A 14481-nucleotide genomic window follows, 5' to 3' on the forward strand; every position below is an offset into this window, starting at 1 on the left:
TATAAAAAACCAGGAGTGATTCGAGCCACTCCCGGTAGAATATAGGGTTACCCTTCAAATTGCTGTTAACAACCATATCAACTAACCCATTAAACCAAAAGTATGAAAATTTACCTACAATTTTTGCAGGTTTATAATGCCTGTTTATGGCAAAAAATACCAATGCCTTCTAAAAGAACCATCATGCGGATTAACCTAACTTGCATCGTTCTCCTAACAAGTTTACTTCAGGTCAGCGCAACAAGTTTTGCGCAGAAAATAAATTTGTCTAAAAATAACATCACCCTACAGCAGCTATTTAAAGAAATTAAAAGCCAGAGTGGCTATGATTTTCTATACGAACCAAACGAATTGAAGGCTGCAACACGAGTCAATATAAATGCAACTAATACAGACCTTAAAGTGTTGTTGGATATCGTATTTGCCAATCAGCCTTTAACTTATGCCATCGACCAGAATACCATTGTGGTGAGAAGGAAGCAGGTTAGTATTTTAGATAGGGTAATCCATCTTTTTAAAGCTATAACCGTAAAGGGCGTAGTGGTAAGCGAAGACGGAGGCCCATTACCCGGTGCGACCATTAAAGTTAAAAATGGGACGAAGACCGTAATTACCAATAGCAACGGTGAGTTTGAACTGGCAGGAGTGGAGGAGACTACCATTCTGACAGTATCATTTATCGGTTATAAAACAAAGGAAGTAACTGTTGGTAGTGGGAAGTTTTTAAAAATACAGATGGAGCCAGAATTATCCAGCCTGGAGCAGGTTATGGTTACTGGATATCAGAAAATATCAAAGGAACGTGCTACTGGCTCGTTTAGCCAGGTAAACAGGGAGACCCTGGATCGCCGTCCGGTATCCAACTTGTCGACCGCGTTACAGGGGACAGTTGCCGGAATGCAAGCTAAAGAAAATGCAGATGGCAGTGTGGACTTCCTCATTCGTGGTAATACTAGTTTATATGCAGATAGAAAACCTTTAGTTGTAGTGGATGGTTTTCCTGTTTCAAACAGTGATTTTTCAGATATCAACCCTAATGACGTTGAATCTGTAACGGTATTGAAAGATGCCGCTGCTGCTTCTATCTGGGGTGCTCGTGCTGCAAATGGTGTAGTCGTTGTGGTAACAAAGAGAGCGAAAGGAAATCAAAAGCTAACAATTGATGCAAATGTATTTTCAAGAATATCAAACAGGGTAGATCTTGATCAGGCATTTACGCAGGCAAATTCAAGCGATCATGTTGCCTATGAACGTAAAGCATTTGAGAACAATTGGGTTTTGAGTCCGTACGCAGGCTCTTTCGGTGATATTACCAAATCGCTTACTTTGGCCCAGGAATTACTGTATGCAAACAGAGGAGGCACAGTAAGTGCTGCAGATATGAATGCTGGTCTTGATCGTTTAAGCAAAATCAGCAACAGGTCGCAAGTCCAGGATTTATTGATGCGTAAAGCAATCCTAAATCAATATAATGTAAACCTGCAGTCGGGCACTGAGCGTTCTAAAACATATGTGTCTTTAATGTATGAGAATAACAAGGGCGCATTTATCAAAAATGGTTATGATCGAATCAACCTGAACTTTAATAACGATTTTAAAATCTCCAAGAGACTTAATTTTAACATTGCTGCCAATCTTCAGTATAAAGATCAGGAAAGTAGTGGAGCTACTATTGCTGAAATTCAGGACCTCTCTCCCTATGAACTTTTGTTAAATGCTGACGGCAGCTATGGGACGAACCTAAATATATATAACCGTGAACAATTGGCACTTATCCCAACAGACAAGTTTACCTATTCGGATTGGTCATATAATCTGTTGCGTGAAGTTGACGGACGATCGTTAAAAACTGAGAACTTAAGTATGCGAATCCAGACAGGGCTTAACTTGAAAATAGTTAATGGGCTGACTTTTGATACCAAGCTTCAGTACGAAAGAGCAAGGACGGACTACAAGGATTATTTTGATGAGAATACTTTCTTTGTTAGGGGATTGATAAACAGGATGACCGAGTATAATAATGCTACTAAAACCGTAGGAAAGGTTTATATCCCAAAAGGGGGGATATTAAAAGGACGTGAGTTTACCGCTTCTAATGGTACCAAATACGATGTCAATAATCTCGATCTGGAGAGCTACTTATTCAGGAACCAATTCAACTTCGATAAGAACATAGGATCGAAACATAGTATTTCTGTAATTGCAGGTATGGAAATGGCGCAGTATACTACAAATCAACGTGCTAATCCTTATGTTTATGGCTATTACTCTGATAAATTGCAGGCTACCGCTCCTCCATATGGTTATGGTAGCTCTATTGATCAATTTAAAAATTTTCAGGGTACCAATGCTACGATCCCAGGTGGAAACACTGTGTTTGACTGGGGCCGGACCAAGTACGTTTCTTTCTATAGCAATGCGTCTTACACCTACGACAATAAATATACCCTAACGGGAAGTGTAAGAAGTGATGCCTCTAACTTCATTACTGATGATCCTAAAATGCGCTGGTCGCCATTGTGGTCTGTAGGTGCGAAGTGGAACATGAAGAACGAAAATTTCATGGATCATATTGGTGCAGTAGATCGTTTAGATCTTCGTTTAACTTATGGTAAAAACGGAAACGTAGATGGAAGTACTTCTACAAAAGCACTTTTGAATATTGGTTCTAGTTTGAACGCGAGTACAGGTACCATAACAGGTAGAGTTGCCGATAATGGGAATCCTTTTTTACAGTGGGAAAAAACTACAAGTACAAACTTTGGTGTTGACTTCGCCTTGTTAAATAACAAGTTGTTCGGGTCGGTTGATCTTTATAACAAGCAAGGAGAGGGAATTATTGGTACAGTAGCTTTGGCGGCTGCAACGGGTACCACCAGCCAAAAGTTTAACAATGCGGGGATCACCAACAGGGGTGTTGAAATTTTATTGGGTACAAATGTAGATATACCTAATACGCCAATTAATTATACCACATCATTTAATTACGCATACAACTACAATAATATCAGTAGTTTGTATAACCCTTCGCTGTATGTGTTTCAGATGATAGAAGGGGCTTTTGTTGAAGGGAAACCTGTAAATGCGGTTTACTCATTCACTTATATGGGAATGAAAGACGGTGTGCCTCAGGTTGCCGGTCCAAATGGTACTTTACAGTCGTTTAATGATGTATCTCTATACAACAGGGGATTAGGCTTGCCTTTCCTAAATTATGAAGGTACTGCAACACCTCCGCATACATTGGGTTGGGTAAATAACATCAGGGTGCACAACTTTAACCTTACCGCAGTATTTGTAGGTAAAATGGGTGGTGTGTATCGTAATCCTGGTTTCAGCTATGCAACTACCGTAGGTGGCGGTAAATCTTTTGTAAGTAAATACATTAGTGATGTCCTTGCTGGTAATCCTGATGTTCCTGGCTTTGCAAATCCTAATGAAACAAAAACTTACCTGTGGGATCGTTACGCCCCGGCATTAAGTAGCTTTGTAGAAAGTTCTTCTTACATAGAATGTAAAGAGCTTACATTGGAATATAGATTGTCTAAAAAGCTAGCAAAAGCCATACAGGTAAATAATGTAAAAGTGTTTGCGCAAACCCGTGACCTGGGAATGGTATGGCATGCGAACAGTAAAGGGTATAACCCAGACTGGTTGCCTGGTACAAACAGACCTGTGCAAACTTATACTTTCGGTGTAAACCTTCAATTTTAATACCTAAACATTATGAAATTACAACAATCGTTAATGATAATTATGGGTTTAATCCTATTTGCGGGGTGTAAAAAATACCTTTCAGAAGAACCCAAAAAGCAAGCCAGTATCAAGACAGTAGATCAGTTAGAGGCCTTGGTAGACAATGCAACTGATTTCTCTAATATAGCTTCTCAGACCGCTGCTTACAGCACAGATGATACAGAAATTCCAAAAGCGCTATATCAAAACAATTCAACTGCTTTTACTATTGATAATCTACAATATTATGTGAATAGTGTTGATGGCGTGGTTGCTGCAGCTACTGATGCCCTATGGTCAGGAGAGTTTAAAAAGATCTTTACTGCAAATCTTATTCTCGAAAATATAGATCAGGTAACCGGCGATGATGTACGCAGACAACGTGTAAAAGCAGATGCTTATTTTATAAGAGCTTATTCTTATTGGGTGCTCGCCAACTACTACTGTGCGCCGTATAGTGCTGCAAATCTAAATGCTTTAGGATTACCTTTAAAGAAGACTGTGAATTATACAGAATCTTTAAAAAGAGCAACCTTACAGGAAACTTACGATTTTATCCTGAGTGACATTGCTGAGGCTCAAAAAGTAACCAATGATGACGTTGAGTCACTTCGTCCGTGGAGAGTAAGTAAGAAAGCTATTGCAGCATTTTTGAGCCGTGTTTACTTATTTAGAGGAGAGTATGATCAGAGTTTGGCTCAAGCGGAAATCGCGCTGACCACTGCAACGGCTAAGCTGGTAGATTATAATACACTGGTGCCGGGAATTCCTGTATCATATGCTAACCCCGCAGCTACATTAAAATATGTTGAGCAGAATGACTGGGCAGCCTCCAAGTTTTTGTATTGGTCTGAATTCTATTATACACGTTATGCTTACACAGGCGCCCAATGGTTTGTTCCAAGTAATGGGTTGTTAGCCTTGTATGATACTCAAAACGATTTACGTTACAAGAGTTTCATGATTCCTAACGGGGGAAGAAGGTTTTCTGTAGTTACTCCAAGTGCATTCAGGTATACAGTATTTAATGATGGAAGGTACATACCGGAAGGACCTAGTTTTGGAGAAGTTTTGTTAAACAAAGCAGAAGTACTGGCTCGTAAAGGAGATGCTTCGGGGGCAATGAATACGGTGAATATACTCAGACAAAAGCGAATGAGTACTTATACTGCTTTAACAGCTATAGATAAAGATGATGCCATTAAAAAGGTTTTAGAGGAAAGAAGGAGGGAAATGCCTTTTGCGCTGCGTTGGTACGACATTCGTCGCTTTAGTGTAAATGATTATCCTGCTGATAATGTTACGGTAGTCCGTGATTTCTTTGAGGTAAATCTTACCGGTGTAAATATGAATGCGCCTAAAACGTATACCCTAAGTGCAAATCGTTTGCTCGTACCTATTAATGGTGTAGAAATGGATGCCAGTAAAGGTCAAATCGCACAAAACCCTTATTAAATATTTTTCCTTACCTAAGCATAACCCTGATAGCATGAAAAGATTAATTAAAATTGCATTAATATGCAGTCTTGCCATACCAACCCTGAGCATTGCTCAAGGTAAAAAAGCTGAAACGGTTGCAGATAAAGCAACACTTTCGACCTTAGTTAAAGCTGTTGAAGCTGCTCCTGATAGTTTAACTGCTCATGATGCATATATTAAAGCAGCAGGTGTAAACAACCCCGCGGTAGTTGCGCAGTACGACAAGTGGATGAAGAAATTCCCTAAGTCGGCCATAGTACCTTATGCTTTAGCTAAAGCATATTTGAATCATGAAAGCCCTAAAGCAAAGCCTTATCTGCTAAAAGTTGTTGCCATTGATACTAATTTTACAGAAGCCTGGGGTGGTTTATGGACAGATGCACAACGCTGGGGCGATTTCAAAGGCGGGGATGAGTATTTAAAGAAAGCAACAGAGAGTGATCCTCAAAATGCTTCCTATGCATTTTATTATTCGAGTAGTTTCCGCGACAAAGACCCAAAAACATATCATGATTTAACAATGGGTGTTGCTAAACGTTTTCCTGAGAGTGATCGTGGTGCCCAGGCCTTATATTGGTATGCTACGCGTTCAAAAGATATTGCCGATAAGATGAAATATTATGAGTTGTTGCGTACCAGCTATTCACCAGCCAAATTTAACTGGTCGGCAAGTGGTATGACTTCTTATTTTGATTTATTGTTGGCTGAAGATTCAAAAAAGGCTTTAGAGCTGGCACAGGATATGGCTAAAATTGAAAAGCAGGAAAAGGATTGGACCAACCTTAAATTACAAGCGCAACGTGTTAATGATGCGAAAGCTTTAATGAAAGAAAAGAAATCCGCAGAGGCCCTGGCATTGTTGGCTCAGGTGAAACTGCCAAGATATTATAGTTTTAATAAAGAAATACTGGTTTTAAAAGCCGAAGCCTATGCACTGGCAGGTAATACCAATGCCGCTTATGATAGTTTAATTGTTTCTTTTGCGAAACAACCTGGCGTTAAACTGAAATTAGTTATTAATGGTTATGGTGTCAAATTGGGCAAAAATGAAGGTCAGGTAAATACCGACATTTTGAAATATATTAACAGTAATGCGCAGACGGCAACACCGTTTACATTAAAAAACTACCTGATGCCTGGTCAGACTTCATTGTCTGATTACAAAGGGAAAGTTGTGTTGCTGACCTATTGGTTCCCCGGTTGTGGACCATGCAGAGGTGAATTCCCTCACTTCGAAAATGTTGTCCGTAAGTTTAAAGGAAAAGATTTTAGCTATGTAGGGATCAATATCGTGTCTGACCAAAATGAATATGTTGTGCCCTTTATGAAAGGAAGTGGCTATAGCTTCACGCCTTTGGAAGATATTGAAGGCAGACAAAAAGGTAATCTTGACAATAGGGGTGCTGCTCCGGCAAATTTCATCATAGACAAAGAGGGTCGCGTTGTATTTTCAAATTTCAGAACAGATGGTGATAATGAAGATGAACTCGAATTGATGATTAATTTAATGCTACAACGTAAAGGATCAATTGTGAAATGAACCCGACATCAAAGGTCCACCTGACAACTGAAGGAAAAAAATAAATAGATGAAATTAAACATGAAGATAATTAAAAGAGTTGCCTTGATATATTGCCTCAGCCTGTTTACGCTGGCAAGTGCATTCGGACAACAGAAGGAAGGTTGGATAACCGTGAAAGGCCAATTAAAGGGTTTTAGTAATCAGGTCGAAATTGAAGATTTATCTGAGTTCCAGTATCTGCTTCCTCCATCTGCTGAAAGGATGGTGATACCAGATGCGGAAGGGAAATTTAGTGTAAAATTTAAAGCTGCCGCTCCTAATTATTATCGCTTAGGCAGAAATGCACTTTATCTTACACCTGGTGATAATCTGGAGGTATTTATAGATAAGGGCAATCCAAAGCTGGCTACGTTTAAAGGACAAGGTTCAGCGGCAAATACTTATATGATGAATACACCTTTTCCAAAAGGAGGTTCTTTCATTGAAGGTGGTAAGTATGTGAAGGAAATACCTGAGGCTACTGTGGCTGCGGTTGAAGAACGAGCTGCTTTGCGTACCAGAGAGCTGGCTGCTGTTAAAAATGTAACTAAGGAATTTAGGCGTTTGGAAACAGCGCGTATCAAGGCTGATTTGATTAATAGTATCAACAATGGTGAGAATTATGGTACTTATATGTTTAAATTAAAAGGTGATGCCGCTAAAACTTATACTGAAAATTACTTGAAGGCAGTTTCGTTAAAAGTTGCAACATACAGCAAAGGTTTTACCGATGCTTCTTTGATGAAGATGGTGGTATACCGTGATATTGCAGATGATGTGATAAAGCAAGGGGGTGACCCGGCTGATATCCAAAAGATCAAAGATTGGTATACTGCCAATACTTTGGTTAGAGAAATGCAAAAAGTAAGTGACAAGCAACAACTGATAACCTTTAAAGAAAAAATAGCTGCGTTAAAAACAGAGAGTTATAAAGTGGCTGCAAGTAAAATGTTGCAGCATTTGATGTCTTTCGGAAAAGGCGATACGGCTGTTGACTTTACAACAGTTGATTTGGCAGGAAATCAGGTTAGTTTAAGTAGCTTAAATGGTAAAGTTATCTATGTGGATATCTGGGCAACCTGGTGTGGCCCGTGTATGCAGGAGATGCCGCATTTTGAGAAACTTAAATTGCAATATAAAGATAACCCGAATGTGGTTTTTGTATCCTTATCTATAGACGATAGCGAAAAACCATGGAAGCAAAGTGTGGAGAGTCGTAAAGCCGATGGATACCAATGGTTAATCAACAGAGCTAAACTGCAGGCTTATAATATTGTAGGTATTCCTAGAAGCTTACTGATCGATAAGGACTTTAAAATGGTAGATATGGATGCGCCAATGCCTTCTGAAGCAGCAGCGGTTACTGCCATAAATACCTTGCTAAAGTAATTTTATGATTCATTCTGTTGTCCTTTTGTTGGGAGGGCAACAGAATAAATTAAAAAGCCGTACTTTTGCAGAAAACATAAAGCAATTGGGAACTCTGTTAGATTTAGGCATAAAGGGATATAATAATTACGGTACGCACCTTAAACAAAAATACAAGGGGCAGCGTGTATTTAAAGTAATTGTTGATGGAGGTTTTACCTGTCCTAACCGTGATGGTAGTAAAGGTTATGGTGGTTGCACGTACTGTAACGTCGACTCTTTTACACCTGAGCTTTCACGTAAACTTCCTACCATCCGCGAGCAACTGGAGCAAGGGATGGAAAGAGGTAAAGGCTTTTATAAAGCAGATAAGTTTATTGTTTATTTTCAACCCAATACCAATACTTATGCACCAGTACATTATTTAAAGATGATGTATGATGAAGCACTTTCTATAAATACCGAAGATGTTGTTGGTTTTTCAGTGGGTACCAGACCGGATTGTATTGATGCCGAAAAGGTGGCGCTACTTGAAAGTTATACGGATCGTTTTGATGTGGATTTGGAAATGGGGATGGAGTCGATATATGACGAAACCTTAAATCAGATCAATAGAGGTTGTAGCCATGGTGAGTTTGTTGAAGCCGTTAAATTGCTTGAAAACTCAAAACTTGATCTTTGTGTGCATACTATTTTTGGTTTCCCATGGGAAACAGAGGAAATGATGTTGGGCTATATTCATGAGATCAATAGATTCCCTCAGATTAAATTCGTGAAATTCCATCACCTTCACATCGTTGAGGGTTCTATAATGGGTGCTAAATATAAAAAACAGCCGTTTAAGCTGTTCTCGCTCGAAGAATACACTGATTTGTTGTGCAAATTGATTCCTTTACTTAGGCCTGATGTTGTTATACAACGATTATTTGGGATATCGGATTGGGATTTACTGATTGCTCCAAACTGGGGACTGAATAAATCGGCTATTCAAACTTATATTGACAAGGAAATAGAACGTAGAGGTGTAGTGCAGGGATCGGAATATCTGCCTAAATAGGTTAAATTAGGAAACCATCTAAACACGTATAATGAAAAAAATGATTAACCGGAGCCTAAAGATAACTTTAGTGCTCTTTTTTTGTGCGCTTTCTACTTTTGGGCAGCAAGCAAAACCTACTTATGCAATTATACCTCGGCCTGTAAAGCTAATCCCTGCTTCTGGCACTTTTCAGTGGAGTAATTCAACGAAGATAATTCTAGCAGAAAATGCGCAGCGCTTGGCGCCCGCTTTAAATGAATTAAGGGCTATTTCTGCGAATCTCAAAAAAGAGAAGGGGCCGGTAAATGTGGTGACCCTAAATCTTGATGCTTCTATAGAAAATGAAGGATATACGCTGTCTGTAGATAGGAATGCGATTGTGATTAATGCGGCTTCTGTACAAGGAGCTTTTTGGGCTGTAGCTACTTTAAAGCAAATGATGGGAGCCAAGATATTTCAAGCTAAACAGGTTATGCGTAAAACACTGTTCAGTTCAATCGTTATTCCTTGTGTGAAAATTGAGGATGCCCCTCGCTTTGCATGGAGAGGAATACACCTCGATGTCTCGCGTCACTTTTTTGATTTGCGTTATCTGCGTAGGATGATCGACAGGATGGCTTATTATAAATTCAATAAATTCCATTTACACTTAACAGATGATCAGGGCTGGAGAATAGAGATTAAGAAATATCCTGAGCTAACAGAAAAGGGTGCCTGGAGAAATATGAATGATCAGGATGCAGAATGTATTGCCCGGTCTAAGACAAACCCTGATTACGCTATACCCGAAAAGCATTTTAAAGTAATAGATGGTAAAAGAATGTATGGCGGTTTCTATACGCAGGATGAGATGCGGGGCCTGATTGCCTATGCATACTCAAAAGGAATAGAAATTATACCGGAAATTGATATGCCTGGTCATATGATGGCGGCAACGAACCTGATGCCATGGCTAACCTCTCATGGTAAAGGTGGACAAGCCAAAGATTTCTCTGAGCCTTTGTGTCCATGTAAAGAGACTACGTTTGAGTTCGCAGAAAATGTCTTTACAGAGATTGCTGCGTTGTTTCCGAGTAAATATATTCACCTTGGCGCTGATGAGGTTGAAAAAAGTAGCTGGAAAAATGTGCCGGAGTGTGAAGCTTTGATGCGTAAGGAAGGATTGAAAAGCGTAGATGAGTTACAAAGTTATTTTGTGCGCAGGATGGAGAAGTTTTTCAATACGAAGGGTAAGAAGCTAATTGGCTGGGATGAAATTCTTGATGGAGGTGTTTCCTCAACAGCTACGATGATGTACTGGAGGACATGGGTGCCTTCTGCACCCAAACACGCGGCAGAAAAAGGTAATGATGTGATCATGACACCTGGTGAGTTTTGTTATTTTGATGCTCAGCAGGATGGAGGGTCGCTGAAAAAAGTGTATTCCTTTGATCCCTATCAGTTCAACCTCACAGAAAAAGAGAAGAAATTTATAATAGGTATTCAGGGGAATATATGGACTGAATACATTCCTTCTGAAAGAAGGTTAGAGTATATGGTGTTCCCAAGGATGTTGGCGATGGCTGAAGTAGCCTGGTATAAAGGTGGAGAAGATTGGACTGGCTTTGAGCAGCGCGTGCATAAGCATTTTCCTTTGCTGGATGCCATGGGCGTAAACTATCGCCTTCCTGATCTGGATGGTTTTATTACACAGAGTGTATTTGTTGATAAAGGTATATTACATATCAATAAACCATTAGCGGGTTTAACCATTAGATATACAACTGACGGTACATTGCCAACGATGCAATCAAAGATATTTACTGAAGATCTGACAGTAACCAGGCCTGTGGAGTTTAAGGTAGCCGCATTCAGGTCGAATGGAAATAGAGGTGATGTCTATACCATTAATTACGAACAGCAAAATTACCTGAAGCCGGTGGAATTATTTACTGCTCAGAAGGGCTTAAATTTCTCGTACTATCCTAAATTTTATAAAACGGTAAATGCAATTCAGGAAACCGATCTGGCAAAGCAAAATATTAGTGCTGTAATTGAGATTCCTGTGGAAAAAACTGCTGACAGTTTTGCTACCCGTCATAAGGGGTATTTTTATGCAGCGGAAACTGGTATTTATTCCTTTGCCCTTCGCTCTGACGATGGAAGTGTATTAAAACTGGGTAATCGGTTGCTGATCGATAATGACGGCTTGCATCCTGCCGTTGAAAAAACAGCACAGATAGCGCTTGAGAAAGGTTATCATCCTTTTGAACTGCTATTTATAGAAGGTGGTGGCGGTTATACGCTAAACCTGCAGTATAAAGCGCCATCTGGTCAGCTTAAAGATGTGGATTCGACACTCTTCTTTCATTAAGCAGATTTTATCCGGAGTTCATCTCCTGATCTCCGGATAACACTAAAAATACGTAGCAGCTCGTTGGCTACGATATCTTATTGGCTTATTCTTGCGGCCATTATTTCTCCATATCCAATGGGAGAACAGAAAAACTATAATTTCATGCTTCTTAAATATACGAAAAGTTATTCGGAGGATTTTTATTTCCTTTTGTTTTGTTTTTTATGATTTCTCTTAGCATCGATTGCTTGTTTTTGAATTTTTTTCTGTTTTTATGTGATTTTTATTTTTTTATCAAAAAATAACTATGTTTTGAGTCTGAATATTTGATTTATTCAAAATATTTAGAGTTTTATTCTAATTGTTTCATTGTTTTTGGTGATTTGTGATGAAAATTATAACGTTTTCGTTGATTTTACTAGTGTGTTTTTGTGTTTTGTTATAATTAATGCCTAGATTTAAATAAAAATCAAACAAACTAATAATTATAACAAGTAAAATCTAAAATCATGGCAAAAGTTTTGTTTAAACAGTGGGGGCCGTTCGCAGTTTTATTAATAATTGCAGTTCTAGCTCTATTTATTCCCTTGCTTCCTAATTTTGATGAGGGAAAATACAGTGCACCAGATATCGCATTTGTATTAATAGCTTCAGCATTGGTGTTTTTAATGACTCCGGGGCTTGCGTTTTTCTATGGCGGTATGGTTCATCGCAAGAATGTACTCTCTACCATGATTAAAAGTGTAGTAGCTGCGGGAGTAATCTCTGTACTATGGGTGGTAGTTAGTTTTAGTTTGGCCTTTGGTGACTCCATTGGAGGTTTCATTGGCAGCCCTATGACCTACTTCTTTTTTCAGGGTGTAAATTCAAGCCCTTCATGGAGTTTGGCTGCTACTATTCCACTTTCTTTATTCGCTGTGTTTCAATTGATGTTCGCCATTATTACCCCTGGGTTAGTGGTAGGCGCTGTAGCTGAGCGTATTCGTTTCACTTCATATATCTTATTTATAGTATTGTTCTCGTTGTTCGTATACTCACCATTGGCACACTGGACATGGCATCCTGATGGCATTCTGTTTCAGATGGGCGTGCTTGACTTTGCTGGTGGTACAGTAGTTCATATTTCTGCGGGTATGGCTGCTTTAGCCGGAGCCTTAGTGTTGAAACGTAGAAAATCACATGTTGAGCATCGTGAAGTACCTCCTGCTAACATCCCGTATGTATTAATTGGTACAGGATTGCTTTGGTTTGGATGGTTTGGCTTTAATGCCGGATCTGCATTGGGTGCAAATAGCTTAGCGGTATCAGCTTTTATCACAACTAACATTGCTGCAGGCGCGGCAGGTTTGTCATGGATGTTCTTTGATGTTTCAAGAGGCAAAAAACCATCGGTTTTGGGTTTCTGTATCGGTGCTGTTGTAGGATTGGTAGCGATTACACCGGGAGCGGGTTTTGTAAGTATTCCTTCCAGCATATTTATCGGAGTGATTGCAGCGGTTATCTCAAACCTTGCGGTATCATGGAAACAAAAAACAAGTCTTGACGATACTTTAGATGTATTCCCTTGTCACGGTGTTGGTGGTATAGTAGGTATGTTATTGACAGGTGTATTTGCTACCAAGACTGTAAATGGTGCTGGTGTTGATGGCTTGCTGTACGGTAATCCAGCATTCTTCCTTACTCAGTTAAAAGGTGTGGTGATTGTGGTCATCTTCAGCTTTGTCATGTCGTTTGTCATCTTTAAACTGATCAATCTGGTACAGCCAATTCGTGTAACTTCTGAAGAAGAAGAAGAAGGACTAGATGCGAGTCAGCATAATGAAAAATATACTCAAGGTACTTTGATCGTTTCTTCAACAGGTGAGGAGCTTGAGAATGCCATTTAGTTAAGCCTATACAACCAACCGAAATTTCAACCTAAAACCAAACCGATTATGAAATTTAGATCTCTATTAACTTTAATTACATTGACAATTGCTTCTGCGGCCAGTGCCCAGGAGACTGTAGAAGCGCCTTTGCAAATTTCAGGATCAGTGGATACTTATTTTAAGTATGATTTTGCAAAGACGCCAAATATCAAGACATACTTTGCTTCAGAGCAGAATTCAGTCTCAATAGGTATGATTGATTTGACTTTAAAGAAAAGCACAGGTAAGGCATCATTTGTTGGAGAGCTGTCTTTTGGACCACGTGGACAGGCTCAATCAATTGTGCCAAGTGAAGACGGGGAGTCATTTCACATCCAGAACCTATACGTGAATTATGCTTTTACAGACAAGTTTACCATGACTGCGGGTTATATGGGGACCTTTATTGGGTATGAAGTGATTTCGCCTGTGGCTAACTTCAACTATTCTACCTCGTATCTTTTCGGCGCAGGGCCATTTCAGAACGCAGGTATTAAGGGAGCTTATGCTTTTTCTGATAAGGTTAGCTTGATGGTAGGTTTGTTTAATGATTGGAATGTTTATCAGGATTTTAATGGGGTGTCGCATGTGGGTGCTCAATTGATGGTAGCACCAGTAAAAGGATTGACAGCTTATTTGAATGCCTTAAGTGGTTTTTCTGATGGTGCTGATGGCGTTGGGACTATTGTTGATTTGACTGCTGCTTATCAGGTTACAGATAAGTTTAAATTAGGAATAAACGCTGCTGATTATTCGGTTTCGAATGATAATGGTGGGTATAGCGGTGCGGCACTATATCCTCAATATGCATTTACTCCTGCTGTTTCTTTAGGCTTGAGGGGTGAATATTTTAACATCAAAGGCGTTGGAGCTGCGACAGACGCATCAATTTTGTCCGGCACACTTTCTGCGAACATTAAAGCCGGGGGCTTAACTTTTATTCCGGAAGTTCGTTTGGATAATGATAAGGACTATACACAGGCGTTTGTGAAAAGCAGTGGGGCAGCAACAAAAACTGCATCACAGTTTTCTTTGGCAGCGGTTTATGCTTTTTAGT

At 39.5% G+C, this 14481-nt stretch carries 8 protein-coding genes; all 8 read left to right on the forward strand.

From position 1 onward, the window contains the following. Positions 1–102: 102 nt before the first annotated feature. The 8 genes from B9A18_RS18295 to B9A18_RS18330 all read left to right on the forward strand — a co-directional run bounded on the left by B9A18_RS18295 (position 103) and on the right by B9A18_RS18330 (position 14480). On the forward strand, positions 103–3714 hold the full coding sequence (locus B9A18_RS18295) for a SusC/RagA family TonB-linked outer membrane protein (RefSeq protein ID WP_084290992.1): 3612 nt from the start codon (positions 103–105) through the stop codon (positions 3712–3714). 12 nt (positions 3715–3726) lie between these two features. Continuing rightward, entirely contained in the window at positions 3727–5190 is a 1464-nt protein-coding gene (locus B9A18_RS18300) for a RagB/SusD family nutrient uptake outer membrane protein (protein ID WP_084290993.1), read from the forward strand. 34 nt (positions 5191–5224) lie between these two features. After that, positions 5225–6754, forward strand: a complete 1530-nt coding sequence (locus tag B9A18_RS25620) for a redoxin family protein (RefSeq protein WP_159452686.1) — start codon at positions 5225–5227, stop codon at positions 6752–6754. Positions 6755–6814: 60 nt separating this feature from the next. Further along, positions 6815–8164 (forward strand): TlpA family protein disulfide reductase, encoded by a 1350-nt coding sequence (locus B9A18_RS18310; protein WP_159452687.1) that lies wholly within the window; start codon positions 6815–6817, stop codon positions 8162–8164. Positions 8165–8249: 85 nt separating this feature from the next. Then, positions 8250–9200, forward strand: a complete 951-nt coding sequence (locus tag B9A18_RS18315; protein WP_084291019.1) for a tRNA modification radical SAM protein MnmL/YtqA — start codon at positions 8250–8252, stop codon at positions 9198–9200. A 31-nt stretch (positions 9201–9231) separates the two neighbouring features. Beyond that, positions 9232–11535, forward strand: coding sequence for a family 20 glycosylhydrolase (locus B9A18_RS18320; protein WP_084290996.1), 2304 nt, complete (start codon positions 9232–9234; stop codon positions 11533–11535). A 491-nt stretch (positions 11536–12026) separates the two neighbouring features. Beyond that, positions 12027–13403: an ammonium transporter gene (locus B9A18_RS18325; protein WP_084290997.1), complete on the forward strand. Its 1377-nt coding sequence runs from the start codon at positions 12027–12029 to the stop codon at positions 13401–13403. A 48-nt stretch (positions 13404–13451) separates the two neighbouring features. Then, the gene (locus B9A18_RS18330; protein WP_084290998.1) at positions 13452–14480 is read left to right on the forward strand and encodes a porin; all 1029 of its coding nucleotides are present in this window, start codon (positions 13452–13454) and stop codon (positions 14478–14480) included. Position 14481: the final 1 nt, after the last annotated feature.

Source organism: Pedobacter nyackensis (assembly GCF_900176505.1).
Classification (GTDB): domain Bacteria; phylum Bacteroidota; class Bacteroidia; order Sphingobacteriales; family Sphingobacteriaceae; genus Pedobacter; species Pedobacter nyackensis.

Bases quoted from the DNA above. Each gene is read 5' to 3' on its own strand.
- B9A18_RS18295 (WP_084290992.1), top strand. From the start codon at position 103: ATGAAAATTTACCTACAATTTTTGCAGGTTTATAATGCCTGTTTATGG.
- B9A18_RS18300 (WP_084290993.1), top strand. From the start codon at position 3,727: ATGAAATTACAACAATCGTTAATGATAATTATGGGTTTAATCCTATTT.
- B9A18_RS25620 (WP_159452686.1), top strand. From the start codon at position 5,225: ATGAAAAGATTAATTAAAATTGCATTAATATGCAGTCTTGCCATACCA.
- B9A18_RS18310 (WP_159452687.1), top strand. From the start codon at position 6,815: ATGAAGATAATTAAAAGAGTTGCCTTGATATATTGCCTCAGCCTGTTT.
- B9A18_RS18320 (WP_084290996.1), top strand. From the start codon at position 9,232: ATGAAAAAAATGATTAACCGGAGCCTAAAGATAACTTTAGTGCTCTTT.
- B9A18_RS18325 (WP_084290997.1), top strand. From the start codon at position 12,027: ATGGCAAAAGTTTTGTTTAAACAGTGGGGGCCGTTCGCAGTTTTATTA.
- B9A18_RS18330 (WP_084290998.1), top strand. From the start codon at position 13,452: ATGAAATTTAGATCTCTATTAACTTTAATTACATTGACAATTGCTTCT.